A 24997-nucleotide genomic window follows, 5' to 3' on the forward strand; every position below is an offset into this window, starting at 1 on the left:
GCCGGTTTCCAGGCGTGGAAGGCCGGTTTCCAGGCATGGAAGGCCGGTTTCCAGGCATGGAAGGCCGGTTTCCAGGCATGGAAAAGCCGGCGGACACCGTTGTCCGCCGGCTTTTCGTCCGTGCGCTACTGCTCAGAAGGCTTCTTCGGGCAGGTCCATCACGTCGAGGGTGGTGTTCTCGATGATCCGGCGGTCCGAGCCGATGCGGGGCAGGACCTCGCGGGCGAAGAACCGGGCCGCCGCGACCTTGCCCTCGTAGAAGGCCTTGTCGCTGGTGCTCAGCTCGGTGCCGAGCTGCTTGAGGGAGATCTCGGCACCCCGCAGCAGCAGCCACGCGACCGTGACGTCGCCCAGCGCGAGCAGCACCCGGCGTGAGGTCAGCCCGACCCGGTAGAGCTCGCGGGTGTCGCCGCCCTGCACCGCCTGCAGCCAGGTCATCTCGATGCCGAGGATGGCCTGCAGCTCGCCGAGCGCCTTGCCCAGCGACTGCCGCTCGACCTTGAGCTGACCGTTGCCGGCCTCGCTGTCGATGAACTCCTGCATCTCGGTCGCGATGGTGGCCAGCGAGACGCCGCCGTCCTTCACGATCTTGCGGAAGATCAGGTCGAGGCTCTGGATCGCGGTGGTGCCCTCGTACAGCGTGTCGATCTTGGCGTCGCGGACGTACTGCTCGAGCGGGTAGTCCTGCAGGAAGCCGGAGCCGCCGTAGGTCTGCAACGACTCGTGGCCGAGCATCTCGTACGCCCGCTCCGAGCCGACGCCCTTGACCAGCGGCAGGAGCAGGTCATTGACCCGGCTCGCCGCCTTCGCCGCCTCGACGTCCCCCGCGGCCTGGGCGATCGCTACCTTGTCCTGCCAGGTCGCCGTGTAGATGACCAGAGAGCGCAGGCCTTCGGCGTACGCCTTCTGCAGCATCAGCGAGCGCCGCACATCCGGGTGATGGGTGATCGTGACGCGGGGTGCCGCCTTGTTGGAATTCTCCGTCAGGTCGGCGCCCTGCACGCGGTTCTTCGCGTACTCCAGGGCGTTCTGGTAGCCCGTCGAGAGGGTGGCGATCGCCTTCGTGCCGACCATCATCCGGGCGTACTCAATGATCATGAACATCTGCCGGATGCCCTGATGGACGTCGCCCAGCAGCCAGCCCTTGGCCGGGGTGCCGTGCTCGCCGAAGGTCATCTCGCAGGTGTTGGAGACCTTCAGGCCCATCTTGTGCTCGACGTTCGTGGCGTAGACGCCGTTACGCTCGCCCAGCTCGCCGGTCTCCGCGTCGAAGTGGAACTTCGGCACGATGAACAGTGACAGGCCCTTGGTGCCCGGCCCACCCACGCCCTCGACGCCGACCGGGCGCGCGAGCACGTAGTGGATGATGTTGTCGGTGAGGTCGTGCTCACCCGAGGTGATGAAGCGCTTCACCCCTTCGATGTGCCACGAACCGTCCTCCTGCTGGATGGCCCGGGTGCGGCCGGCGCCGACGTCGGAACCCGCGTCGGGCTCGGTGAGCACCATCGTCGAGCCCCACTGCTTGTCGACGAAGAGCTTCGCCCATTTCTTCTGCGCCTCGGTGCCCTCGACCTCGACGACGTGCGCGAAGGAGGGGCCGGAGGAATACATCCAGATGGGGGCGTTCGCGCCGAGGATCTGCTCGGCGATCGCCCACCACAGCACCCGCGGCGCGAGCGTGCCGCCGAGGCTCTCGGGCAGGTCGAGACGCCAGAACTCGGACGCCATGAACTGGGCGTACGACTTCTTGAACGACTCGGGCAGCGGCGCGGTGTGATCCGCCGGGTTGAACTTGGGCGGGTTGCGGTCCGAGTCGGTGTAGCTGGCCGCGAGGTCCTCCCGGGCTAGCCGGTTGACCTCGGCGAGGACGTCGCGCGCGGTTTCCGCGTCGATGCCGTCGTACGGCGCCTGGCCGAACGCACGATCCGCCCCGAAGACCTCGAAAAGATTGAATTCGAGATCACGCAGGTTGCTCTTGTAGTGAGTCATGTGTTCTGGCCCCGCTCTCAGGACGCGAGTTACCCGTCAGTAACTAGCACTGTATTACCGCACAGTAGCCATCGACAAGTCGCCGCCGATCAAAAGGTTGTGCGCCGACTTGGGGGCTAAACGCCTCCGATCGGGTGGGAGGCACGACAACCTTTCGGACATTTGCCAGTGACCGCACCCCGGGGACGTATCGACGCGGGAAGAGGCTCGTTTCTCCGTGTGTACGCGCAGGACGTACGCAGACCCGGGGAGGTCACGTCATGTTCGCCACGATCAAGAGTCTGATTCCGGAGCCTCGCCAGGCGGACCAGCCGCGCCACTACGTGGGCCGGCACCGGCAGCCTGAGACCGTCTCCGCCAGGGCCGTCGTGCCGGCCCCTGCAGCGCCCTCGTCCCACGAGTCGATCCCGGCAACGGCGCCGGATTCGCCCGTTTCTCTTGCCAGCGTAGGTACGGACTCCCACGATCCCGGCGAGCCCGTCGAGGAACCCGCGGCCTAACTGCCGGCTGCGCCAACTTCCCAGCTCGGCATCGGTACGCCCGGACCTCCGTCAGGCCCGGAGTACTCGAGCAGCACGAGGGCGATGTCGTCCTCGAGCCGCCCGCGCACCCAGTCGACGAGAGCGGTCTCCAACGACGCAAGACCGTCGCCGACCGTGCCGTGCCCGAGCAGCCGCCACGCCCGATCCGCCGTCGGGAAGAACTCGCCGTCCCGTCGCGCCTCGCCCAGACCATCGGTGAAGAGCAGCAGCCGGTCACCCGGCTCGAGCCGCTCGACCCGGGGCCGGGCCACGGGCATGAAGCCCAGCGGGGGCGCGGGCGACGGCGGTTCCAACGCGATCACCTGGCCCCGGCGCAGGAGGAGGGGCGCCGGGTGTCCACAGTTGACGATGGTCAGCGTGCCGCCGCGCTCCTCGATGAGGGCGGCGGTCACAAAGTCCTCGTCGCCGACGCTGCGGGCCACGGCGCGGTCCAGGTCGGTGACGATCGCGCGCAGGTCGGCCCGCTCGTAGGCGACGTGCCGGTAGGAGCCGAGCACGATGCTGGCCAGGCGGACGGCGTCCAGGCCCTTACCTCGTACGTCTCCGATGATGATCCGTACGCCGTACGGCGTGTCCAGGGCCTCGTACAGGTCCCCGCCGATGTCAGCGGCCGTGGACGCGGAAATGTAGCGGTCGGCCACCGCCAGCGGCCCGATCTGCGGACCCAGCGGGCGCAGCACCGCCTGCTGGGCCACCAGGGCCAGCCGCCGCAGCTCCTCGATCCGCAGGTCCTGCCTCTGCCTGGTGCGCGCGACAACCGCCGCGAGCCCGGTGCCGAGCGCGATCGCCAGCACGTTGACCATCGCAGCCGGATCCACGTTGCCGCTGGTCGCGACGAAGACGGCCCCCACCACGGTGGCGAGCACACCCACGCCGACCACGGGCTGCCAGTACGCGAACACAGCAGCCACGATCGGCACTATCGCAAAGAGACCCACGAACCTCGACAGGCCGTGATCCGTCGCTGACAGTCCGGCGACGACCACGAGCAGCACAAGGGCCGCGCCGATACCGGCACGGGAACCTGGAGTGATCGGGCCACGACCCGACGGCAATGTAGGCATGGGTACGCGCAACAGCATGCCTGATGGACTTGGGCAACGGCACCAAGTTGACCCGTTGTCCGATCGGGTTCTAACCGGTCGTACCTTTACACTCTCACGGAGTGTCAGCTGATCTCCGCGCCCTGTTGATAGCCGCGTTCCGCTGGACGTCGCCGCCCGGGGGTGACGTAATGGTCAGCGACCGGTCCGGATGGTGGCGTGATCCCCGGATCCTGGATGGCCTCGGCCCCGGGCTCGCCGGCCTCTTCCCCGACTCCCCGACCGTCGTCGTGTCACCCGAGGTCACAGGCTTTCTCGTCGGACCACTTGTCGCGCGTGCCGCGGGCGCGGGCTTCGTGGAGGCGTACCGGCAAGGGGCCCGCAGGCCGATCGCCGAGCCGATGACCTGGGTGGAGATCCCCGCGGATCACCGCGGGGAACCCCAGCACCTGGGCGTGCGAACCCATCTGATCGGTACGCACGACCGCGTGCTCATCGTCGACGACTGGGCCTCGACCGGCGCCCAGTCCCGAGCCCTGTCCACACTCGTCGGAAACCTCGGCGCCACGGTCATCGGCACCGCCGTGATCGTGAACGAATGTCCCCCGTCCGTGGACGACATCCGCGGCCTCCTCGACGGAGCCGACCTCTAAGCCGGGCTCTTCCAATCGGCCAGCACGCCGCGGGTGGGCTGCCAGCCGATCGCCTCGTACTCCGCCAGGCCACGCAGGACGTACGGGTCCTCGGCGATCAACGCCTCCGCCTCGGCCCGGGTGTCCACAGCGAGCAGGATGATGCCACCGGTCACCGGGTCCTGCCGGCCCGCCGAAGGAACCAGACCGCGCTCCTCGAGCCCGGCGATGAACGCCAGGTGATCGTCGCGAGCCTCGTCCACCGTCTCGAGCGGCGCCAGATAGGTCGAGATCATCAGGTACATGGCGGGATTCTCCCAGGGTTCAGTTGGTCTTCCAGGTACGGAAGTTGTGCGAGCTACGACTCGGGGTCGGGCCGCGCTGCCCCTGATAACGGGAGCCGTAGACACTTGAACCGTACGGGTGCTCAGCCGGGCTCGACAGCTGGAAGATGCACAGCTGGCCGATCTTCATCCCCGGCCACAACTTGATCGGAAGATTGGCCACGTTGGACAGCTCCAGCGTCACATGCCCGGAGAACCCCGGGTCGATGAACCCTGCCGTCGAGTGCGTCAGCAACCCGAGCCGCCCCAGGCTGCTCTTACCCTCGAGCCGCCCCGCCAGCTGATCGCCGAGCGTGATCACCTCGAGCGTCGAAGCCAGCACGAACTCGCCCGGGTGCAGCACGAACGGCTCACCATCGGCCACATCCACCAGAGCGGTCAGGTCGTCCTGCTGCTCCGCCGGGTCGATGTGGGTGTAGAGGTGGTTGTTGAACACCCGGAAGAAGCGGTCGAGCCGCACGTCGATGCTGGACGGCTGCAGAAGCTCCGGCTCGAACGGCTCGAGAGCGAGGGTGCCCAACTTGATCTCGGAGACCAGGTCACGGTCGGAGAGCAGCATCGCAACACCATACCGGTGACCTGAAAAACGCTGGTCGGGTGGTCTAATCGAACAAATGTTCGATAGAATCACCCCATGGCATCCTGGTCCGATTTCGCCACCGCCGAGCCCGAGCTCGCCTCGGCCATCCGCGCGCTGCTCCAGCAGTACGGCCCAGGCATGGGCTACCTGGCCACCGTCCGCGCCGACGGCGGCCCCCGAGTTCACCCGGTCTCCCCCGTCATCACCGACGAAGGCCTCTACTGCTTCATCGTCAACTCCGCCAAACGCACCGACCTCGAGCGCGACGGCCGCTACGCCCTCCACACCTACCCCCCGGAAGAAAGCGACGACGAGGCCTACCTGACCGGCCACGCCCACCCCGTCACCGACCCCGCCGTCATCACCCACCTGGCCGACGCCCTCAACGCCTCCCCCGCCGTCGACTGGCGCCTCTTCGAGCTCACGATCGACACCGCCATGCTCCGCCGCCACGGCCCCGCCGGCGCCCTCCCCCTAGCCATGAGCCTTCGCTTCCCCCCAATCACCCTCAAGTGGCAATCCCCCTCCACCCTCCCGTCACCCCCCTCCCCCACCACGGCCTCCCTCGCCCCGACCACCCCCACCCGCCCGAGCACCCGCACCACAGCACACAACCGCGCAAAGCCAGCACTCGCGACACCCGCCGCACTCGCACCCGTGCCCGCGCCAGGTTCTGCCTCGGCGCCGGCCCCCGCCAGATCCAGCGCGCCCGACACCAACAGACCCGCACGCAAAACGCCCGATCGCGTCACCCGCACCATCCCCGAGCCCGCGGCCCCGGCCTCGGCCGACCGCCCAATCGCCCAGCTGACCGCACACATCTGAGCGATCACCCGCGGCCACACTCCGCGCGTCCACCTGAGCGCCCGCCCCCGCAGAGCGAGCGGCCTGAGCAGCGCAGAACAAAGATCGGACCGGAAGCAAAAACCCAAGACTCGAACCGAAAGACCACAAAACGTAGACGTCGGCCGGGCCCGCAAGCACCACCCGGGGCGCTGCCAGGCCAGGAGGAAGCTGGGCCGCGCCACACCCGGCCGACGTCTACTCGAACCCGCAACCACACAACCCCCACCAATCGGGTACAGTGGTCCCGCTGCGGGTGTAGTTCAATGGCAGAACATCAGCTTCCCAAGCTGACAGCGCGGGTTCGATTCCCGTCACCCGCTCAACGACGAATCGCGTGGTCACGACAAATGTCGGGGCCACGCGTTCGGCATTCTGGTGCACTGTCAGCTGCTCTCTTGCCATTACGCCGGTGCAGCAGCACCCGACAGCCGACTTGGTTGCAGTGTCCTGCGTGTCCACCAATCGCTGTCACGCTAGATGACCGCCGTCATGTGTCAGTGGAGCCAGCGATCGCGCTGAAGGCATGCAAGTTGATGCGGTACCACCGCCCTCGATTGAAGGCATGCAGGTCACCGCCTCGGCAGGTGTAGCGGAGTTCCTGTGTTTCGATGCCATCGGGTAGCACGATCCGGCACTGCCCGCCAATTTGGCGCACACCCTCTCGGCCGATCCGTAGCAGTGTCACAACGTCATACTCGGAGCCCCAGCCCGACAGCAGCACACGGTCTGCGCCCCTGACCAGCATGCTGTGGGCAGACTGATGGGGAGACGCCCCCCAGTCCGTGACGGTGTCGCCCGACGCAGACTGGATATGGAAATCCGTATATGGGCAGAAATGAGCAGTCGCGCCGTCAAGGTTGAGCGTGTAGCAGTCGGAGATGAACGGGAGCCCGGCATCGCGCGGGTAAAGCCAGTCGATGGTCAAATCCTGGTTGAAGCGGGCAAGGCCGTGTCCCTCCGGTCCGCTTCCACCCAACGCCCCTTCATCGAAGTAGCCGGCCCATACCTTCCCCGATGCCGTCGCCTGGAGTTCCTCGATGGCGTCACCCAAGTGGCCGTGGTGCTCCAAATCGCCGTCGCGGGTCCATACCTCACCGTTGAGCTCGCCACGTCCAGCACGAGCCGCCGCCAGCAGGACCCGTCCCTCCGGCAGCGGCTGCACGAACGACACACGGAGGTCCGTCTCCTTGTGTTGTCCTCATTGTGACCATCATCGGCCACCCGGCAACCCGATTCGCGCACGCTCGCACGTGCCCACCAGCGTGCCGGTACGGCAAGCCAACCGAGGCCTCTCCAGACCGCTCGGCACCGTTCTGAACTGGCGGTTCCATACTCAGTACCTTGTACGGTTCCCGAGTTGACAGCGCGGGTCCGATTCCCGTCACCGCTCCAAGCACAGAAGCCCTGTTGCCGGTCGGGTCATCGCCCCTCTCGGCCTGCTTCAGGTTGGCCTTCCGGGTTTTGCGGCGGGCTAGCTTCACAGCCTGGTCGAGCGCCCGCGATGCCCTAGCCCGCTTCCCGGTTAGCTTGTCGTCCTCACCGATTCGGCTATACCGTCGGGTGCCGGAATTCAGCTAGAGGCCGTGCTGTTGGAGGGCATTCACCAGTGCTTCCGCTCGTGCGACCGATGCCCGTGCCACGGAGTTTGTGCAGTACCCGCCGTACTGGATCGCCGTCTTGTCTGCCACTAGCTGCTGAAGCTTGGCCGCCAGCCCGTCTGCTCCCTGAACGCGCCTGAGCATTTGAGACGCCGCTCGGTGGTCCGGATCGCTGGAGCACTCACCGAGCACCGTTCCACAGATCGCATCCGCTGCGGCAATGCCCGAGAGTATGGCGTTGGAGGCAGCAACCTGTGCCATCTCTGATGGGCCAGGCGCGATGTCCGCCACCTCCAAGCGTTCACGGGCGACGGCGAGGTGCTCCCGGGCTGTCGCGGCACGCTGCTTGCTGTCGATGGCGTTCATTTCTCGGGTCCGAAGTGGTTTCGGCATGCGTCAGTTTTCTTCCGGTGTGTTCAGTAATTCGGGGCCGTGCACTGTCCGCGCGTCGCGGCGCCAGGAGTCCACCAGCGCATCGCCGCGCTTGATCAGGTCGTCGCGTTGGCCGGCAGTCAGTAACAACACGTTGACTTGGTTGCCGGTGAAGGCTCCAACACGCGCCGTGAGTCGTTCGCTAAGCGCTTCTGCCATGTCCGGCGGCGTGGCGTCCGGGACTACCAGCACCAGGTCTATGTCGCTTTCGGCGTCCGCTGTTCCACGGGCCAACGAACCGAAGACGGCGCACGTCACGTCAGCGTTGTTCCCGGTGGCCTCGGGCCAACCAGCCAGCCCATCGCGGACCGTTTGACTGATCTTGGCGTCCAACTGGGCCGGAAAGCCGTTGGCGAAGTCCACGACAGCTTGGATCGCGGGCCACGCCGCATGCTCCCGGTTCGCCTGATATTGGTATTGCTTGCCGATCCGATCGTTGATGATCGTCCCCACCCCGGCGAGACGGCGCAACGCCACTCGTACGCCCGGAGCGCTGCCTCGGTGGACCAAGCGAACGATCGTCGAAGCGGTCATGGGTCGGGATGTCGCCGCAAGAACCCTCAGAATCTGGCCTTCCAGGCTGGGCACAACCGCATCCATCGGGCTGCTGAGATCCACAACGCCACCTCCTGTATTAAAAAGTAGCAGATCTGATACTTTTTAAGAAACGCTTTGTTCAGTGAAACCGGCATCCCTCGCTGGTCCTCGCCGCCAAAGACCCGCCATCGCCACTCAAAGTCGGACCGGCGAGAGTCGCTGCAAGACCCGAACACCAGGTCCAGAGTTCGGTGGTTTTGGTGGTACGGGGATGGACCACTTGATCAGTGGGTGGCGTTAGCGTCGGGGTTATGGCCCCACGACGAGGGACCGACCCTGGGGTCGGGGAGCGGATTCGGGCGCGGCGGTTGGGGCGGGGGTGGAGTGTTCGGTTTGCGGCTAGTCGGGCTGGGGTTTCGCATGCGACCTGGAGTCGGATTGAGCGGGGGCTGCAGGGGGCTGACAACCGGTTCATGTTGGCGGATATAGCTGGGGCTCTGGAGTGTGCGCCGGTTGATCTTGTTGGGGTGGTGGTGCCGGCGTCCGATCGGGCCACCGCGGCCGCGCGGGGTGGGGTGCTCGGGTTGCGGCGGGCGCTCATTGATATCGATCTGAGTGAGGCGCCGGCTGGGTCTGCGCCGCCGTTGGCTGAGTTGAAGCGCACTGTTGCTCTTGTCGAGGCCCTGCACCAGGCGTGTGACTATGCCGGCGCTACTCAGGTGCTGCCGGGGCTGCTGCGGGACCTGCACACGGAGACGGCTGGGCCGGATCATGTGGAGGCGTTGCGGCTGCTGTGTGATGCGGCTTCCAACGCGTCGTCGGTGTTGCGGAGTTTGGGGTTTCCCGCGGATGCGTGGCTCGGTGCGGAGCGGTGCCGGGACGCGGCGGAGGCGTCCGGGGACCCGGTGCTGCGGGGGCATGCGGCGTACATATTGGCCAGGGCTTCCATTGCTTGTGGGTCGCATCAGCGGGGGCAGACGATCGCTGAGCGAGCCGTGAATCAGCTGGAACAGCACCGTGGGCGGCCGGGGAGACCGGAGACGCTCGGCTCTTTGCATCTGGTTGCCGCGCTGGCCAGCCGGTGCCGGGACCGGATCGATGACAGCCGGGAGTGGCTGACCGAGGCTGCGGTGCTCGCCCGCCGCACCGGGGAGACCAACACGATGGGGATGTTCTTCGGACCGACCAACGTGGACATCTGGCGGATGAGTATCGAGGTCGACGATGGCGACCCGGGGCTCGTTGTGGAAATCGCTCAGCGGACCGACGCGGCGAAGATCCCGGCCGGGGTGCGGCAGGTCTTCTACTACGCCGACACCGCCCGGGCGTTGGCCCGCATCGGGGGACGGGATCGGGAGGCGATCCGCTACCTGCTCACTGCGGAACGGATCGCACCCCAGCACGTACGCACGGCAGCTGAGCTCATCGAGCCCATCCGGGTGCTGCTGGACCGGTCGCGGCGGCAGGCCGGCGGGTCCGAGCTGCGCGGGTTGTCCGAACGTATGCAAACGAGTTGATCGGAGGCCCGTGTCAGCTCGGTGTCGGCCTCGTGTCTGCGGTCCACGTCAGTCTTTCGGGTGTCAGGAAGCGGGCCGGGATCAACCCCGGTGACGTTCACAGCTTCGATCCGAATGGGCCATCATGCGTACTTCTGTCACGATCATCGGCGCCGGGCTCGGCGGGCTCACCCTGGCCCGGGTTCTGCACGTTCACGGCATCCGGGCCACCGTCTACGAGGCGGAAGCGTCTCCGACCGCTCGTGCGCAGGGCGGGATGCTCGACATCCATGACTACAACGGGCAGCTTGCCGTCGAGGCCGCCGGACTGCTGGACGAGTTCCGTGGGCTCGTTCTGGAGGGGCGGCAGGCGATGCGGATCCTCGACCGCGAGGGAACTGTGCTGTTCGAGAAGGAGGACGACGGCACCGGTGGACGTCCCGAGGTCCAGCGCGGTGAGCTGCGCAGGATGCTGCTCGATTCGCTGTCGGCCGGGACCGTTCAGTGGGGTCGTAAGGTCACCGGCGTCCGCTCCCTCGGCGAGGGCCGTCACGAGGTGACCTTCGCCGATGGCACCAGCACGGTGACGAGCCTGGTGGTGGGTGCTGACGGCGCGTGGTCCCGGGTGCGGCCGCTGGTGTCGAGCGCGCAGCCCTCGTACACAGGTGAGTCTTTTGTTGAGACCTTTCTGCACGACGCGGACAAGCGTCATCCCGCCGCCGCGGAGGCCGTCGGGGGTGGAACGTTGGCCACGGCCGGCGAAAACCCGACCATCAACGCCCACCGGGAGCGCGATTCGACCCTGCACACCTATGTCATGGTCAGCAAGCCGCAGGAGTGGTTCGCCGGCATCGACTTCACGGACGCGGGTGCGGTCGCCGCCTGGGTGGAGCGGGAGTTCAGCGGTTGGGCACCAGAACTCACCGCGCTGATCACCGAAAGTGACGTTCCGCCGGTGCTGCGCCCCCTCTTCGCCCTGCCGATCGGGCACCGGTGGGATCGGGTGGCGGGGGTGACCCTCATCGGTGACGCCGCCCATCTTTCGGCTCCAGACGGCGAGGGTGCCAACAACGCGATGCTCGACGGCGCCGAGCTCGGTAAGGCCATCGCCGGGCACCCCGGTGACGTCGAAACCGCGCTCGCGGAATTTGAGCAGGCAATGTTCGCTCGCAGCGCCGTGCCCACCGACCACGCCAAATTCTTCGAGCACCTCTTCGGGGACAACGCGCCACCCCCGCGTCTGATCGAGATGTTCACCGAGCAGACCCGGTAGGAGCACAGGGCCGGTTACTCTGCCGCGGTGGATCAGCTTCATGACACCGGATACCGGGGCTTTGCCAGCGACAACTACGCCGGAGCGCATCCCGAGGTTCTCGCGGCGATCAGCACGGCCAACGGCGGACACCAGGTGTCGTACGGCGCCGACGCCTACACCCAGCGCCTGCTCGAGGTCACCCGCGAGCACTTCGGCGATCAGGCCGAGGTGTTCCCGGTGTTCAACGGGACGGGCGCGAACGTCACGGCGTTGACGAGCCTGGTGCCGCGGTGGGGTGCGGTCATCGCGACGAGCACGGCGCACATCCACACCGACGAGAACGGGGCGCCCGAACGGATCGGTGGGCTGAAGCTGCTGACGGTCCCCACTCCGGACGGGAAGCTGACCCCTGAGCTCATCGACCGGGAGGCCTGGGGCTGGGGTGACGAGCACCGCGCGCAGCCTCTGGTCGCCAGCATCACCCAGACCACCGAGCTGGGCACGCTCTACACCCCCGCCGAGATTCGGGCGATCGCGGAGCACGTCCACGCCAAGGGGATGACGCTGCACATGGACGGTGCCCGGATCGCCAACGCGGCCGCGGCTCTGGGGATGCCGTTGCGGGAATTCACCACCGATGCGGGTGTCGACATTCTCAGCTTCGGCGGCACCAAGAACGGCATCCTCTACGGCGAGGCGATCGTCGCGCTGACCCCGGGAGCCGCCGACGGGCTCGTCTACCTCCGCAAGATGAACATGCAGCTGGCATCGAAGATGCGTTTTGTCAGCGCACAGCTCCTGGCGCTCTTCGAGAACGATCTGTATCTGCGCTCGGCCAGCCACGCCAACGCGATGGCTGCCCGGCTGCGGGCGGCGCTCGACGAGGCTGTCGCCGCCGGGAAGATCACCGGGCTGAGTTTCAGCCAGCCCACGCAGGCCAATGCCGTCTTCGCCGAGCTGCCCAACGACGCGGCGGACCGCATCCGCGAGAAGTTCCGCTTCTACGACTGGGATCGGGCAGCAGGTCAGGTCCGCTGGATGACCTCCTTCGACACCACCGAGGCCGACGTCGACGCCTTCGTCACCACGATCTGCCAGGAAGTCGCCGCAGTCCGGTAGGAAGTCGCCGCAGTCCGGCAGAGGCTCGGTGTGGACCAAAACGGCGGAGTTGGAAACGTGCGCACGGCACACTGACCAACGGACCGTGGAGCCGGAAGGAACGAATGTGGATCTCACGTGGGCAGACCTCGCAGAACCCGTCGTCGGAGGATTGGCCGCCATCCTCGGCGTTTACCTGACGGAGGAAGCGCTGCAGGCCCTGCGCGGACGGGTCCCTGGCCGCTGGAACCACAACCGCACCTTCCTGCTCCCCCGCACCAAGAAACCCGCCGAAGACCAAGCGAACTGACGGAGCTGTAAGGCTCACAGCGGCGCCGTGGAGCCGGCGTCGAGCAGTTCGCCCACGTTGTCGATGCCCGTGCGGATGAGGGCGCCGTATTCGTCGCCCGGCAACGCGGTGACCAGGCGAGCGGCCTCGGCCAGGTGTTGCTCTGCCGGGGCACGCTCGCCGAGACGCCGGTGGGCGTCGGCCAGGTTGAGGTGGAGAGAGGGCAGAAAGGCGTGGGCGCGCTCGTCACCGAGGCCGGCCATCGCAGCCAGGGCGCGTTGGTCCCACATCAGCTCGTCGGCGACAGACTCCTGAAGATCCGCCAGATAGTGGGCGATGCTTGCCCGGTGCATGGGGTCACCGGCCGGCCCTACCTCGGTCCAGAGCTCCTGCAGGGCCGCACGAGCCGGACCCTTAGCGCCGGCTCGGCCCGCATTGACGGCTTCGGTCAGTTTTTCCAGGGTTGGCGCTGTCATGCGTTCAGCCTGCTGCCTCCACTAACTGGAGAGTCAAGCGTCAGGCGTCCCGGGTGCGGCGGAATTCTTCTTTGAGTTGCTCGCGGCGGAGGTGGTCGGCCATACGCCAGGCGGCCATGTCGGTTTCGGAGCGGCGGTGCAGTTCGGCGTACGCGTCGAAGGCCGGCTCCACCTTCTCGAGATAACGGACGACGTCCTGCATCGGGACCTTGCGGGCGAGCAGGTGCAGCAGCACGTCGCCGGGGTGGCGCAGGCCGCCGACGACGTCCGAGCCGCGGGTGACGGTCAGCTCGCCGTCGGACCAGTGCAGGTAGAGGCTGTATTGCCCGCCTGCGTGTTCGATGTGTACGTCAACTACGGATCCGGCCACGTACTCAGCCTATGAGACAACGGTCGATGGGTCAGTCGATGGAGAGGAAGACGTTGTCGATCTGGCCGGCGTACTGGTCGTTTCCCCTGTTGGCACCCTTGCCACCGATGCGCAGTGGCGCCGGGTTGGCGATCGAGAGGCCGGGCGGGATCGGCACCGATGCCTGCTCCACACCGTCCACAGTCAACTTCAAAGCAGACGCCTCGCGGGTGCAGGCCAGGTCGTGCCAGGTTCCGTCGGCCACGTCCAGCTGCGGTTCGGCGCGGTAGATCCTGTTGCGGCCGGTGATCACGCAGCTCGGGTGGCCTTTGTCGTGGTCGACCTGCACCTTGAACTGGCTGCCGCCGCCGACCGAGTAGCCCTTCTGGACGATGTTCGCGCCGTCGGCGAGGTCCGCGTGGGTCATCAAGATCGACGCGCCGTAGCGCAGCGGGCGGGTTCCCGGGTTCAGGTTGTCGTCGCGTACGCCCTCGAGGATCGCTCGCGGGCAGTTGGCGTCCGGCACCGATGTGCAGCGCGCCGGGTACTGCACGGCTAGGCCCGTACCCTGCGGAGTCAGGCTCAGTGCGCCGCCGTTCTGGCCCACGGGCGTCAGTTCGTAGCCGCCGTGCACGTCGGTGATCGGCCGGGACACGCCGCCGTCGAAGGTGTAGCGGATCGACACCGGTGCCGCTGCCACGCCGACATCACCGGCAGCCAGGACGTCAACCACCCCGGGAACCGAGGTCAGGACGCCCGGTGCCGGGACCGAGGCCAGGCGGGGCGCGGTGTCACCACGCGGGAAGAAGTACGCGGCCGTGAACACGCCGGTAGCGAGGACAGCGATGGCCAGGAGTGCCACGAACAAGGTCCGACGATTGACACGCATCCAGACCTAACGAAACGATCAACTCGGGGGTTCGCCCACCACGGCGTGCAGGACGTCGTCCAGCGCGATCACGCCGAGCGGGCGGCGCCCATCGCTGACCAGGACGATGTGCCGCCGGTCACGCCGCATGGTCAGCAGCAGGTCGGCCAGGTTTCGCTCCGGGGGCACCACCGCGAGCGGCCGGATCAGCTCCGCGGGGATCGGCTCGCCGCGTTCGGCGCCGGCATAACCCAGGACATCCTTGACGTGTACGAATCCGAGCACCCGCCGTGACTCGCGCTGCACCACCGGAAAACGGGACCGGCCGCTGCGGGTGGCCACCGCCTCGATCGCCGCGGGCGTCGCGTCGTCCGCCACCGTGGTGACACCCGACCAGGGTTTCACCAGGTCACCGGCCTTGCGCTCGTTGAGCCCGAGGGCCGCGTGGATCCGCTCGTACTGCTCGGTTCCCAGCAGCCCCTCGGCGCGGGCCTGGGTGACCATGCCGGCCAGCTCCTCGGCCGTGAACACCGTCTTGACCGCGTCGGTGGCCTCGATCTTCCACAGCGACAACACCAGGCGGGAAGCCCAGCGCATCGCGGTGAGCAGCGGCCGGGTCGCCGTACAGAAAGCAAGCATGAAAGGCCCGAGAACCAGCGCGGAGCGTTCCGGGCCGGCCAGGGTGATGTTCTTCGGGACCATCTCGCCGATCACCGTGTGCAGGAAGACCACGACGACCAGGGCGAGCACGAAGGCGACCGGATGCTGCGCGTTCTCGGGCAGGCCCGCCGCGGCGAACGGCCCCTCCAGCAGGTGCGCGAGCGCGGGCTCGGTGACCGCGCCCAACGCGAGCGAGCAGATCGTGATGCCGAGCTGGGCACCGGCGATCATCAACGGGATCTGGTTCATCGCGGAGAGCGCCCAGCGGGCCGGCCGGGAGGTCTCGGCGAGGGGCTCCAGCGCCGTACGCCGAGACGCGATCAACGCGAACTCACCGCCGACAAAAAGCGCGTTACCCAGCAACAACACGATTGTGACCAGCACTTCAGTCATCGGTGGGCTCCGGCGCCGGCGCGACGACGCGCACCTGCTCGATGCGGTGCCGGTCGACCTCCAGCACGGTGAATTCCCAGCCGTCGTCGGTGCTCGTCTCCCCGGCCACCGGGATGTGCCCGAACTTGGCCAGCAAAAAACCCGCCAGCGTCTCGTACGGTCCGTCGGGGAGCCGGAAACCGGTCTGCTCGACGATTTCGTCCTCCCGGAGCAAACCGTCGACCAGGAACGTACGCGCACCGCCCGGCGCGGTCAGCTCCGGCTCGGCATCCACGTCGTACTCGTCGGCGATCTCCCCGACCAGCTCCTCGATCAGGTCCTCGACCGTGACCACGCCGTCGGTGCCGCCGTATTCGTCGACCACGATCGCCAGGTCGGCGTCGGCGGCCCGCAACGCGGAGAGCACCTTGTCGAGGGCGAGGCTCTCCGGGACGTATACGGGCTCGCGGGCCACCGTGGAGACCGGTGTCGTTGCCCGGCGCTCGGGTGGCACGCCGAGAGCGTCGGAAACCCCGACAACACCGACGACAAGGTCGAGCGTCGACTCGTACACGGGGAATCGGGTGTGGCCTGTGCTGCGCGCGACCGTGATCAGATCCTCGACGCTCGCGGTGGTCTTGAGCCCGACCACGTCGACGCGCGGGGTCATCGCCTTGGCCGCGCGTTTCTCCCCGAACCGGATCGTGCGCCGCAGCAGCTTGGCGGTCTCGTTCGGCAGGGCACCGGCCCGGGCGCTGATCGCGGCGAGCAACCCCAGCTCTTCCGGCGACCGGGCGCTGGCGAGTTCCTCCTGCGGCTCGATGCCGAGCCGGCGCACCAGCCAGTTGGCGGAGCCGTTGAGCGCCCCGATCATCCACTTGAAGGTCCGGGAGAAGGTGCGCAGCGGCGCCGCCGTCGCCAGGGCCACCCGCATCGGACGGGCAAGGGCCGCATTCTTCGGCACGAGCTCGCCGAACAGCATCGACAACAGCGTCGCCATCACCAGCGCGAGCACATGCGTAACGGCGTCGGTGTGCTCGCCGGTGAGTGGCTCGATGGCCGGCGTGAAGAGCCGGGAGAGCGCGGGCTCGGCCAGATATCCGGTGAGCAGAGCGGTGAGCGTGATGCCGAGCTGCGTACCCGAGAGCTGGAATGAGAGCTCGTGCAGCGCGTGCCGGACCGTCTGCGCCCGCCGGTCACCCGACCCGGCCCGCTTCTCGATCTCCGCGCGGTCGACGGTGACCAGCCCGAACTCGGCTGCCACGAAGAACGCGTTGCCCGCGGTGAGCAGCACGAAGGCGCCCAGCGGAAGCACCGCGGTCAGGAACAGGCCGTCCATGATCGGTTCACCTCGGCCCTTATTGTGCCGGACCCGGGCAGCGGGCGCGTGCCCCCGGTCGATGCCACGATTTTCGATAGGCTCGCCGGATGAACCTGGCCGAGGAATTCGCACTGCTCGCGTACGGGGATGACGGTGCGCCTGTGACGGACGGCATCCACCTCGACAACGGGCTTGCGGGCGCCCTGCTGCTAGAGCTGGCGCTGGCGGGCCGCGCTGACATCGAGGAGAAGAACGTCGTCATCCGCGATGCGACGCCGACCGGTGACCCGCTCGTGGACGACGCGCTAGCCCGGATCGCCGCGGATGAGAAGAGCCGCAAACCCAGCCACTGGGTGTCGAAGCTCGCCAAGGACGCGCGCAAACGGACCATGGAGCGGCTGGTCGAGACCGAGGTGCTGGAGAAGCAGCAGGACAAGGTGCTGCTCGTCTTCAACCGCACCCGCTATCCCGCTCCGCACGGCGTTCAGCCGACGCCCGAGACCGAGGCCCGGCAGCGCTTGACCGCGGCGGTGACCACATCTGCCGTGCCGGATCCGCGTACGGCCGCATTGTGTGCCCTGGTCGGCGCGACCGACCTGGACCGGAAGATCTTCCGCGACCTGGACCGTAAGGAGGTCAAGGCGCGGTTGAAGGCGATCTCCGAGGGTTCATGGGCTGCCGCGGCCGTGAAGAGCACGATCGACAGCATCCAGACCGCGATCATGGTGTCGATCGTCGCGGCCACCAGCACGGCGGCCGCGACCTCTTAAAATTCTTCAGGAAGCAAAAGCCGAGCGACGCCGCAGCTCGACCTCGGCCGCCAACTCCGGCGCCCGGTCGAGTGCTGAGGGCAGGCCGCACGACGCGAGCCAGTTGGCCAACATGGTGTGGCCGCCCTCGGTGAGCACCGACTCGGGATGAAACTGCACGCCCTCGATCGGCAGCGTGCGGTGCCGCATCGCCATCACCACGCCCGACTCGGTCCAGCCGGTGACCTCGATCTCGTCCGGCAGGGTGTCGGGGAGCACGGCCAGCGAGTGGTAGCGCGTCGCGGTGAACGGATCCGGCAGGCCGGCGAGCACGCCCTCACCCTTGTGCTGCACCGATGACGTCTTGCCGTGGAGCAGCTCCGGGGCGCGGGTGACCGTCGCGCCGAAGGCCGCCCCGATCGCCTGGTGACCGAGACAGACCCCGAACATCGGCAACTTCCCCGCGTACGCCCGGATCACGTCCATCATGATTCCGGCGCGTTCCGGCGTACCCGGACCGGGTGAGAGCAGGACCCCCGCCGCGCCGAACGTGCCGACCTCCTCGACCGAGATCTCGTCGTTGCGTCGCACTTCGCACTCGGCACCCAGCTGGCCGAGATACTGCACGAGGTTGAAGACGAACGAGTCGTAGTTGTCGATCACGAGGATGCGCACGGGGGTCACCTGGCTCAGCTCAGCTCGGGGAGGGGTGGGGATCGTTCGAAGCCGTGTTGTACGGAATCTCGTCCGGCCCGAGGATCGAGTCGTCACCCGGCACCGCGTTGGGGTCCTGCTGCGCGGGGCCGGTCTGCTCGGTGCCGGTGCCGACCTGCACGTCATCGAAGGGCAGCAACGGCGTCGCCCACGGGAAGACCCAATACCAGAGCAACGCACCGATCGTCACACTCAGTACGAGTGAGCTGGTCAGCTTGCCCCACAGCCCAAAGGGAAGTTTTCGCCAGATCCAGGCGTACACGCCGTCTCCCTACGCCTTCCCGAACTCGGTGGGCTTGCCGTCCAGCGGCAGCGACTTGTCACGCTTGACGGTGTCCACCAGCTCCGCGTGCACGATGAGCCGCTGATAGTTGTTGAACTTCGGATTACACGTGGTCAGCGTCAGCAGCGCCTCGGTCGCCTTCTTACCCGGCTTGTTCGGCACGGGCGCCACGACCTGGACGGCCGTCGGCTTGACGACCTCATTGCCGATGACCTTGTACGTGTACCAGTCGCCCTGGGTCTCGACGCCGATCACGTCACCCGGCTTCAACTCGTCCAACCGCCAGAAGATCTTGCGAATCCGGTGCCCCGCAACCGAGAAGTTGCCGACCTCGCCCGGCATCGCCGTGTCCGGGTAGTGCCCCGGCGAATAACGGATGTCCTGCGGCCGCACACCGTTCGTGACAACCCAGTCCATCCCCAGCTTCGGAATGTAGAGCCGCCCGACCAGGTCATCCCCGGGCGCCGCCCGAGCCTTCTTGGTCGGCCCGGTGCTCGGCGCCACGGTCGGGTCGTTCCACTGCTCGGCCAGCTGATCCGACAGGCTGTCCTGCTCGTCCTGAACCTTCGCCGAGTTGCCGAACACCTCGTACCCGGCGAACAGCAGCACCACCAGCCCGAACGTGATCATCAGTTCGCCGGACACCCGGATGCCGGACCGGATCCGCGACCCCAGCGTCGGCCGGGTCAGCTCCGAGTAGACACTCTTGTAGCCCTCACCGGTCTGCTCGGGCCGGAGCTTGACGACCTTCTCACCGCGCTTCGCCTTGACCTCCTCGGCCGGTTCACCGCCGGCCTCCCGGCTGGCCGCCGCGCCTGCGGCGACAGCGGCCACGGAGACCGCACCGACAGCGTCCCCCGTGTCTTTCGGCAACGGGGTCCGAACCGCCGGAACCGCCTCCTGCTTCGTCGACCGCTCCTTCATCGACGGCACGGCGGGAAGAAGCCCCGTCGGCGCGTCGATGGTACGGATGATCGCCGTCGCCGACGGGTCGCCGTTCCGAAGTTCCTGCCCCCGATTTTGCCCCACCGCCCCCGGCCCCCCGTGCCGGTTCCACCGATCAGCGGCCTCTACGCCCCCGACCTGCGCAGACCGCGGGTCCGAAGCATTGGTCAGAGGCAGACGCGGGTCACTGGAAACTCCACCGGCCTGCTGCACCGAACGCGGGTCGCCACTGACAGCTTGGGCCAGACGCGGGTCACCACTGACGGGCTGAGGCAGACGCGGGTCATTGGCGAGCCCGCCGGCCTGCGCCGATCGCAGGTCGCCACCCTGTCCCGAGCGCGGGTCGCCACCCTGTCCCGAGCGCGGGTCGCCGCTCTGTCCCGGGTGCGGGTCGTTGCTTCGTCCCGGGTGCGGGTCGTTGCTTCGTCCCGGGCGCAAGTCGTTGCTGCCCGGTCCCGGGTGCAGGTTGTTGCTGCCCCAGGCGCCGGTGTCACTCGCGCCTGCCCACGCGCCGGTGTCGGCTCCCGTGGACCAGGCGGTGCCCGAGTCGCCGCGCGTTCCGGCCGGGGCCGTCTGGGACCAGGCCGCAGTCTCGTTGCCGGCGTTCACCCAAGCCCCAGCGTCAGCACCACGATCCTGCCGGCCCACGACGTTCGGCACCGACGGAGGCTGAGGTGCACGCGCTGCCACCTGGGCCTCAGCGGCTTGCGGCGTCTGCGGCTCCGAGGCCCGCCGCCGTCCACCCCGATAAACGTCCTGCTCAAAGCCATTGCCCGCAGCGGCAGTCGACGCTTCCCGCACAACCCCGCCAACGTCAGACGCCGTCCCACCAACTCCAGGCGCCATCCCACCAGACCCAGACGTCAGCCCACCGGGCCCAGACGTCAGCCCACCGGGCCCAGACGTCATCGCAGTGGGCCCAGACGTCATCGCAGTGAGCCCAGACGTAATCCCACCGGGCGCAGGCGTCGTCATTCCGTTGGAAGCCGCCGGCGCTGAAACACGAGGCGTAATCATCGCGGGAAGCGCTGCCGTAGGAGCCGCAAGAGGCGAAACCGGCGCAACGCCCGGAACAGCCCCCTGGGACAAGCCCGGCGCGGCGCCCTGAGACGAGCCCGGCCCAGCGCTCAGTGGAGAGCCCGGAGCAGCGCCCTGGGGAGAGCCTGGAGCAGCACCGTAAGGCGAGACCGGCGCAGCAGCAGCCCAAGGTGCCGCGGCAGGCGAACCGGGAGCAGCGCCCCGAGGTGAAGCCGGAGCAGCAGCACGAGGCACCGCGACAGGCGATCCAGGCGCAGCGACCTGCGGCGTACCAGAAGTCGGCAGCGGAGCCGAACCAGGAGGCGCGGGGGCCGGACCGGCGGCAGGTCCCGAGGCCGGACCAACCGCAGGTGCCGTGAAAGGAGCAGCCGGACCAGCCGCAGGCGGCGTGAACGGAGCAGCAGTCGCCGGCGGCGTAGCGGAAGGTGCGGGCAGCACGAAGGGAGTCGCGGGCGGAACGCCCCCGGCGAAGAAGGCGAACTCATTTTCAGCCGCGCCTACAGCGGGAGTGGCAGACCGAGCGCGAGCAGCCGCAGCAGCCCGAGCCACGACCGGGTCAATTCCAGCGGGCCCCTCAGCGCCGCCATCACCCGAATCACCCGAAGAATCCGATTGCGCGCTTTTTGCAGCAGGCGCCACGGAAGGCGCAGCGGGAGATTCAGGAACAACCGGCTCAGGCCAGCCACTGCCGGCCGGCGAGTTAATCGGCCCGCCCTGCACTCCGTCCGGCGCCGCGTCGGTGATCCGGGGGATGTATGCGGTCTGTGCGTCGCCGTCGGGCGCGCGGTGGCGCCCGGAGCTGGCGTTGCCCCCGGGGGTGGCTTCCGGGGCCATTACTTGGTGACCTCGGCGGATCGGAGGTCACTCGACCCGTCGTACGCCCGCACAGTCGCGTTCCTCTCGACGGTTTCCGTGTAGCCGAGGCCGAAGTCGGCGACCGCGTCCCGGAATTGCTGGACGCCCTCGGAGGAGTCCAGGGTCCGGTGCATCGCCGCGGGATTGCCCACCGCTGTGATCTTGAATGGTGGCGAGAAAACCTGGCCGTGCAGCAGCAGCGTGTTGCCGACACAGCGTACCGCGCTGGTGGAGATGACACGGACATCCATGATCGACATTGCCTCCGCACCGCCTGCCCATAGCGCGTTCACCACGGCCTGGACATCACCCTGATGAACGACAAGGTCGTCGTTCTGCGGGGCGTCGGCGCCGGTGTCCGTGGGGCGGCGTGAGGAGTCGTTCAGGACCACCGTGACGCCCTCGCCGTGCAGAGCAGTGAAGCCGGCCTGCTCGCGTAGGGCGTCGGCGCGCTTGCGGGCCTCGTTGACCGGCTCGTCCACCTCGGCGAACCGGCGGCTCTCCTCGTCGACCTTGGCACGCAGGGCGGTGGCCTCGGCGTCCCGCTCGTCGAGCCGCTCGCGCTTGTCGGTGATGAGCTGGGCGAGCTGCGGGCGGCGGTCGTCACGCAGCGCCGTCCCGTCGGCCGTGGTGGCCGACGTGGTGAACAGCAGGCCGGCCGCGAGAGCGATCAGCGGCACCACCATTCCCCAGCCGCGCTGACGCTGCCCGCGACGTCGGGGCCGAAGGCCGCGAATGGCCCGGCGCATGACAAGTCGCCACGAGGGCGTCCCCGTGGTGTACTCCACGTCGGTCTTACCTCCCCGAGCTACTCGAGACTTCCCGAGCTGATTCCGCATGTTTTTGGCTCAAGGCAACCGCCGGGTGCCTATGAGCGTGCCGCCTTGACTACGCTAGCTATCGAACAGTATTCGCCAAGGGCAGCTTTCGGTGTCCCCGGAGCCGCTCAGGGGTGGGTTGTTCACCACTTGTTGCCCTCAGGAGAGCGCCGTGCCGAAGTCACAGGTTCGCAAGAAGAAGGTCTACACGCCGCCGACGGACATCCGTCCGGCCAGTGCGGCCACGTCCAAGAAGCCGAGTCCGGTCTGGCTGCCCATCACGGCTGTCTTCCTGATCGTTTTCGGCATCGCCTGGCTGGTGGTCTACTACCTCTCCGAGCAGCGGTGGCCGGTCGAGCAGTGGCAGTACTGGAACCTTCTCGTCGGTTTCGGCTGCATGGTCGCCTCCCTGGGCATCCTTTCCCGCTGGCGCTGACCGCCCGCAGCGAAAGACGCGCACCCCTCGGCCACACCGGTCAGCGGGGTGCGCTTTTCCGCGCCCCCCCCAGCCGCGAACCAAGCCGTGGGCCAAGCCCTGGGCCAAGCCCTGGGCCAAGCCGCAAACCACGCCGTGGGCCAAGCTGTGAAGGAAAGCGGCGACACCCGCGCGCAAAGCGATTACCCGTGGGTAACATAGGTCGGCACCCGACCGAGGAGGCACAACGCAGATGGGCGTCGCGCAGATCATCGCCACCGTTCTGGCCGGCACGATCACTCTCGTGGCCGTCGTCCTCGCGGTGCGTGCTGTCATCCAGATGACAGCAGTGATCCGGCAGGGTCAACCCGACCCGGCTCGCTTCGAGAACAAGGGCACCCGGGCGAAGACCATGCTGGTCGAGACCCTGGGTCACACCCGGATGCTGAAGTGGGGCGTCGTCGGCGGCGCGCACTGGTTCGTCATGGTCTCCTTCATGGTGTTGTTCCTGCTGGTGGTCGAGGCCTACTTCGAGGTCGTCGACCCGGCCGGCGGGCTCCCGATCATCGGCCACTGGCTGATCTACGGGCTGGGCACCGAGCTGATCGGCATTCTCGGCCTGGCCGGGATCGTGGTGCTGATCGTGATCCGCCAGCTGGCCAGGCGGAAGCCCCGCAGCCGTTTCACGGGCTCCACGATGTGGCAGGCGTACTTCGTCGAGGCGATCATCGTCGGGGTCCTGGTCTGTGGCTTCCTGATCCGCGGCTTCAAGGTCGCCAACGACACCTTCGAGTTCCCGGCCTGGGCCACCCCGCTCAGCCACGGTGTGGGCGCGCTGCTGCCCAGGGCCGAGGACGGGCCGACCTGGGTCGCGCTGGTCAAGCTGTTCATCTCGATGGGCTGGCTGATCACGATCGCGCTCAACGTGACGATGGGCGTGGCCTGGCACCGCTTCCTCGCGTTCTTCAACATCTTCTTCAAGCGCGCCCCGGAGAAGCCGGCCGGTTCCGGTCTCGGTGCGCTGCGCCCGATGATGAGCCAGGGCAAGCCGCTCGACTTCGAGGAGGCGGACCCCGAGAAGGACCAGTTCGGCGTCGCCCAGGTCGAGCAGTTCACCTGGAAGGGTCTGCTGGACTTCTCCACGTGCACCGAATGTGGTCGCTGCCAATCGCAGTGTCCCGCTTGGAACACCGCGAAGCCGCTCTCCCCGAAACTGCTGATCACCAGTCTGCGCGATCACGCGTACGCAAAGGCTCCGTATTTGATCGGTGGTGGCGGTAAAGACCTCACGGGCGAGGAAAAGGCCACGGCGGCCCAGCTCGCACACATGGACGTCCTCACGCTCGCCGAGGGCAACAAGCCCCTGATCGGCACGGAGGAAGAGGGCGGGATCATCGACCCCGACGTCCTCTGGTCCTGCACCACCTGCGGCGCCTGCGTCGAGCAGTGCCCGGTGGATATCGAGCACGTCGACCACATCGTGGACATGCGCCGTTACCAGGTGCTGATCGAATCCAGCTTCCCGGCCGAGGCCGGCGTCATGCTGCGCAACCTGGAGAACAAGGGCAACCCGTGGGGCGCCCCGCAGAACACCCGCGAGGACTGGACAAAGGGCCTCGACTTCGAGATCAAGCGGGTCGGCGAGTCCGATTTCGACTACCTGTTCTGGGTCGGTTGCGCCGGCGCATTCGAGGACCGGGCCAAAAAGACCACCCGCGCCGTGGCGACGCTGCTGCACGAGGCCGGCGTCGACTTCGCCATTCTCGGCGAGGGCGAAACCTGCACCGGTGACCCCGCGCGCCGGATCGGCAACGAATTCGTCTTCCAAATGCTCGCCCAGCAGAACGTGGAAACGCTCCAGGAAGCGAAGGTCAAGCGCATCGTCGCGACCTGCCCGCACTGCTTCAACACCCTGGGCAACGAATACGAACAGCTCGGCCTGAAGGTCGAGGTAGTGCATCACACCCAGCTCCTGGCCCACCTGGTCGCCGAGGGCAAACTCACCCCGGTCCAGCCGGTCGACGGCGGCGTCACCTATCACGACCCCTGCTACCTGGGCCGGCACAACCGCGTCTTCGACGCCCCCCGCGAGGTTCTCGGCAGCGCCATCGAGGGCGGCCTCACCGAAATGCCCCGCAACTCGGAACGCTCTTTCTGCTGCGGTGCCGGCGGCGCCCGCATGTGGATGGAAGAGAAAATCGGCAAGCGCATCAACGTCGAACGCACCGAGGAAGCACTGGCCACCGGCGCGAAGACAATCGCTGTCGGCTGCCCCTTCTGCTACACCATGATCGGCGACGGCGTAACCGGCAAGGGCGAACAGGACAACGTCGAGGTCATCGATGTCGCCAGCGTTCTTCTCCGCAGCATCAAGGGCGAAAAAGCAATCTCATAAGTACGCCCGCCACCCCCACAACCGCACCAGCCGCGAACCCCGCCTCCGGCGGCTATCG

At 67.6% G+C, this 24997-nt stretch carries 25 protein-coding genes, 1 tRNA gene and 1 pseudogene; 11 read left to right on the forward strand and 16 right to left on the reverse strand.

From position 1 onward, the window contains the following. Positions 1–132: 132 nt before the first annotated feature. Positions 133–1989: an acyl-CoA dehydrogenase gene (locus Aco04nite_RS14470; protein WP_212997760.1), complete on the reverse strand. Its 1857-nt coding sequence runs from the start codon at positions 1987–1989 to the stop codon at positions 133–135. Between the two features lie 496 nt (positions 1990–2485). Continuing rightward, positions 2486–3613: a PP2C family protein-serine/threonine phosphatase gene (locus Aco04nite_RS14475; RefSeq protein ID WP_212997761.1), complete on the reverse strand. Its 1128-nt coding sequence runs from the start codon at positions 3611–3613 to the stop codon at positions 2486–2488. A gap of 83 nt (positions 3614–3696) precedes the next feature. Here Aco04nite_RS14475 and Aco04nite_RS14480 point away from each other — a divergent pair, with 83 nt between their 5' ends. Next, positions 3697–4227, forward strand: a complete 531-nt coding sequence (locus tag Aco04nite_RS14480) for a phosphoribosyltransferase (RefSeq protein ID WP_212997762.1) — start codon at positions 3697–3699, stop codon at positions 4225–4227. Here the strand turns inward: Aco04nite_RS14480 and Aco04nite_RS14485 are convergent. Further along, positions 4224–4511, reverse strand: coding sequence for a YciI family protein (locus Aco04nite_RS14485; RefSeq protein WP_212997763.1), 288 nt, complete (start codon positions 4509–4511; stop codon positions 4224–4226). The genes Aco04nite_RS14480 and Aco04nite_RS14485 overlap by 4 nt on opposite strands. 19 nt (positions 4512–4530) lie before the next feature. After that, entirely contained in the window at positions 4531–5109 is a 579-nt protein-coding gene (gene dcd, locus Aco04nite_RS14490) for a dCTP deaminase (protein ID WP_203837215.1), read from the reverse strand. Between the two features lie 75 nt (positions 5110–5184). Here dcd and Aco04nite_RS14495 point away from each other — a divergent pair. Both Aco04nite_RS14495 and Aco04nite_RS14500 read left to right on the forward strand, forming a co-directional pair. Next, positions 5185–5631 (forward strand): annotated as a pseudogene (locus Aco04nite_RS14495) (pyridoxamine 5'-phosphate oxidase family protein); the annotation flags it as partial. A gap of 594 nt (positions 5632–6225) precedes the next feature. Beyond that, positions 6226–6296 (forward strand) — tRNA-Gly (locus tag Aco04nite_RS14500). 167 nt (positions 6297–6463) lie between these two features. Here Aco04nite_RS14500 and Aco04nite_RS14505 read toward each other — a convergent pair. The 3 genes from Aco04nite_RS14505 to Aco04nite_RS14515 form a co-directional block, all read right to left on the reverse strand. After that, on the reverse strand, positions 6464–7147 hold the full coding sequence (locus Aco04nite_RS14505) for a hypothetical protein (RefSeq protein ID WP_212997764.1): 684 nt from the start codon (positions 7145–7147) through the stop codon (positions 6464–6466). A 403-nt stretch (positions 7148–7550) separates the two neighbouring features. Next, positions 7551–7940, reverse strand: a complete 390-nt coding sequence (locus tag Aco04nite_RS14510) for a hypothetical protein (RefSeq protein WP_212997765.1) — start codon at positions 7938–7940, stop codon at positions 7551–7553. 30 nt (positions 7941–7970) lie between these two features. Further along, positions 7971–8624 (reverse strand): nucleotidyltransferase domain-containing protein, encoded by a 654-nt coding sequence (locus Aco04nite_RS14515; RefSeq protein WP_212997766.1) that lies wholly within the window; start codon positions 8622–8624, stop codon positions 7971–7973. 230 nt (positions 8625–8854) lie between these two features. Here Aco04nite_RS14515 and Aco04nite_RS14520 point away from each other — a divergent pair, with 230 nt between their 5' ends. The 4 genes from Aco04nite_RS14520 to Aco04nite_RS14535 all read left to right on the forward strand — a co-directional run bounded on the left by Aco04nite_RS14520 (position 8855) and on the right by Aco04nite_RS14535 (position 12702). Further along, on the forward strand, positions 8855–10060 hold the full coding sequence (locus Aco04nite_RS14520; RefSeq protein WP_212997767.1) for a helix-turn-helix domain-containing protein: 1206 nt from the start codon (positions 8855–8857) through the stop codon (positions 10058–10060). Positions 10061–10184: 124 nt separating this feature from the next. Beyond that, positions 10185–11312: an FAD-dependent oxidoreductase gene (locus Aco04nite_RS14525; RefSeq protein ID WP_212997768.1), complete on the forward strand. Its 1128-nt coding sequence runs from the start codon at positions 10185–10187 to the stop codon at positions 11310–11312. 27 nt (positions 11313–11339) lie between these two features. Further along, the gene (locus Aco04nite_RS14530) at positions 11340–12413 is read left to right on the forward strand and encodes a threonine aldolase family protein (RefSeq protein ID WP_212997769.1); all 1074 of its coding nucleotides are present in this window, start codon (positions 11340–11342) and stop codon (positions 12411–12413) included. A 106-nt stretch (positions 12414–12519) separates the two neighbouring features. Next, positions 12520–12702, forward strand: a complete 183-nt coding sequence (locus Aco04nite_RS14535; RefSeq protein ID WP_212997770.1) for a hypothetical protein — start codon at positions 12520–12522, stop codon at positions 12700–12702. Positions 12703–12716: 14 nt separating this feature from the next. Here Aco04nite_RS14535 and Aco04nite_RS14540 read toward each other — a convergent pair whose 3' ends face one another. From Aco04nite_RS14540 to Aco04nite_RS14560, 5 genes are read right to left on the reverse strand one after another with little or no spacing between them, the layout of a single operon-like run. Next, complete coding sequence (locus tag Aco04nite_RS14540; protein WP_212997771.1) at positions 12717–13157, reverse strand: hypothetical protein; 441 nt, start codon at positions 13155–13157, stop codon at positions 12717–12719. Between the two features lie 40 nt (positions 13158–13197). Beyond that, positions 13198–13527 (reverse strand): hypothetical protein, encoded by a 330-nt coding sequence (locus Aco04nite_RS14545; protein ID WP_212997772.1) that lies wholly within the window; start codon positions 13525–13527, stop codon positions 13198–13200. Between the two features lie 31 nt (positions 13528–13558). Continuing rightward, positions 13559–14368 carry a LamG-like jellyroll fold domain-containing protein gene (locus Aco04nite_RS14550; RefSeq protein ID WP_244876000.1) on the reverse strand — a complete coding sequence of 270 codons (810 nt, stop codon included), beginning with the start codon at positions 14366–14368 and terminating at the stop codon, positions 13559–13561. 45 nt (positions 14369–14413) lie between these two features. After that, a complete protein-coding gene (locus tag Aco04nite_RS14555; RefSeq protein WP_212997774.1) occupies positions 14414–15427 on the reverse strand; it encodes a hemolysin family protein in 1014 nt (337 codons plus the stop codon). Then, positions 15420–16745, reverse strand: coding sequence for a hemolysin family protein (locus Aco04nite_RS14560; protein ID WP_212997775.1), 1326 nt, complete (start codon positions 16743–16745; stop codon positions 15420–15422). The genes Aco04nite_RS14555 and Aco04nite_RS14560 overlap by 8 nt, the downstream gene beginning before the upstream one ends. An 89-nt stretch (positions 16746–16834) precedes the next feature. Between Aco04nite_RS14560 and Aco04nite_RS14565 the strand changes: the two genes are divergently transcribed. After that, positions 16835–17497 carry a GOLPH3/VPS74 family protein gene (locus tag Aco04nite_RS14565; RefSeq protein WP_212997776.1) on the forward strand — a complete coding sequence of 221 codons (663 nt, stop codon included), beginning with the start codon at positions 16835–16837 and terminating at the stop codon, positions 17495–17497. Positions 17498–17503: 6 nt separating this feature from the next. Here Aco04nite_RS14565 and Aco04nite_RS14570 read toward each other — a convergent pair whose 3' ends face one another. The 3 genes from Aco04nite_RS14570 to Aco04nite_RS14580 are packed head-to-tail and all read right to left on the reverse strand — an operon-like array spanning position 17504 to position 19502. Then, complete coding sequence (locus Aco04nite_RS14570; protein WP_203837226.1) at positions 17504–18151, reverse strand: aminodeoxychorismate/anthranilate synthase component II; 648 nt, start codon at positions 18149–18151, stop codon at positions 17504–17506. 19 nt (positions 18152–18170) lie between these two features. After that, complete coding sequence (locus Aco04nite_RS14575) at positions 18171–18452, reverse strand: hypothetical protein (RefSeq protein WP_212997777.1); 282 nt, start codon at positions 18450–18452, stop codon at positions 18171–18173. 9 nt (positions 18453–18461) lie between these two features. Then, complete coding sequence (locus Aco04nite_RS14580) at positions 18462–19502, reverse strand: class E sortase (protein ID WP_244875997.1); 1041 nt, start codon at positions 19500–19502, stop codon at positions 18462–18464. Between the two features lie 1124 nt (positions 19503–20626). Between Aco04nite_RS14580 and Aco04nite_RS14585 the strand changes: the two genes are divergently transcribed. Further along, on the forward strand, positions 20627–20815 hold the full coding sequence (locus tag Aco04nite_RS14585) for a hypothetical protein (RefSeq protein ID WP_212997778.1): 189 nt from the start codon (positions 20627–20629) through the stop codon (positions 20813–20815). Positions 20816–21289: 474 nt separating this feature from the next. On the opposite strand, the gene Aco04nite_RS14590 is transcribed toward Aco04nite_RS14585, so the two are convergent. Beyond that, a complete protein-coding gene (locus Aco04nite_RS14590) occupies positions 21290–22099 on the reverse strand; it encodes a DUF881 domain-containing protein (RefSeq protein ID WP_212997779.1) in 810 nt (269 codons plus the stop codon). A 202-nt stretch (positions 22100–22301) separates the two neighbouring features. Here Aco04nite_RS14590 and Aco04nite_RS14595 point away from each other — a divergent pair, with 202 nt between their 5' ends. Both Aco04nite_RS14595 and Aco04nite_RS14600 read left to right on the forward strand, forming a co-directional pair. Further along, the gene (locus Aco04nite_RS14595; RefSeq protein WP_203837229.1) at positions 22302–22565 is read left to right on the forward strand and encodes a cell division protein CrgA; all 264 of its coding nucleotides are present in this window, start codon (positions 22302–22304) and stop codon (positions 22563–22565) included. Between the two features lie 232 nt (positions 22566–22797). Further along, positions 22798–24939 (forward strand): (Fe-S)-binding protein, encoded by a 2142-nt coding sequence (locus Aco04nite_RS14600; RefSeq protein ID WP_212997780.1) that lies wholly within the window; start codon positions 22798–22800, stop codon positions 24937–24939. Positions 24940–24997: the final 58 nt, after the last annotated feature.

The sequence above is a fragment of the Winogradskya consettensis genome (genome assembly GCF_018332715.1).
GTDB lineage: Bacteria > Actinomycetota > Actinomycetes > Mycobacteriales > Micromonosporaceae > Actinoplanes > Actinoplanes consettensis.

Bases quoted from the DNA above. Each gene is read 5' to 3' on its own strand.
- Aco04nite_RS14470 (WP_212997760.1), bottom strand. From the start codon at position 1,989: ATGACTCACTACAAGAGCAACCTGCGTGATCTCGAATTCAATCTTTTC.
- Aco04nite_RS14475 (WP_212997761.1), bottom strand. From the start codon at position 3,613: ATGCTGTTGCGCGTACCCATGCCTACATTGCCGTCGGGTCGTGGCCCG.
- Aco04nite_RS14485 (WP_212997763.1), bottom strand. From the start codon at position 4,511: ATGTACCTGATGATCTCGACCTATCTGGCGCCGCTCGAGACGGTGGAC.
- dcd (WP_203837215.1), bottom strand. From the start codon at position 5,109: ATGCTGCTCTCCGACCGTGACCTGGTCTCCGAGATCAAGTTGGGCACC.
- Aco04nite_RS14510 (WP_212997765.1), bottom strand. From the start codon at position 7,940: ATGAACGCCATCGACAGCAAGCAGCGTGCCGCGACAGCCCGGGAGCAC.
- Aco04nite_RS14520 (WP_212997767.1), top strand. From the start codon at position 8,855: ATGGCCCCACGACGAGGGACCGACCCTGGGGTCGGGGAGCGGATTCGG.
- Aco04nite_RS14525 (WP_212997768.1), top strand. From the start codon at position 10,185: ATGCGTACTTCTGTCACGATCATCGGCGCCGGGCTCGGCGGGCTCACC.
- Aco04nite_RS14540 (WP_212997771.1), bottom strand. From the start codon at position 13,157: ATGACAGCGCCAACCCTGGAAAAACTGACCGAAGCCGTCAATGCGGGC.
- Aco04nite_RS14555 (WP_212997774.1), bottom strand. From the start codon at position 15,427: ATGACTGAAGTGCTGGTCACAATCGTGTTGTTGCTGGGTAACGCGCTT.
- Aco04nite_RS14560 (WP_212997775.1), bottom strand. From the start codon at position 16,745: ATGGACGGCCTGTTCCTGACCGCGGTGCTTCCGCTGGGCGCCTTCGTG.
- Aco04nite_RS14565 (WP_212997776.1), top strand. From the start codon at position 16,835: ATGAACCTGGCCGAGGAATTCGCACTGCTCGCGTACGGGGATGACGGT.
- Aco04nite_RS14600 (WP_212997780.1), top strand. From the start codon at position 22,798: ATGGGCGTCGCGCAGATCATCGCCACCGTTCTGGCCGGCACGATCACT.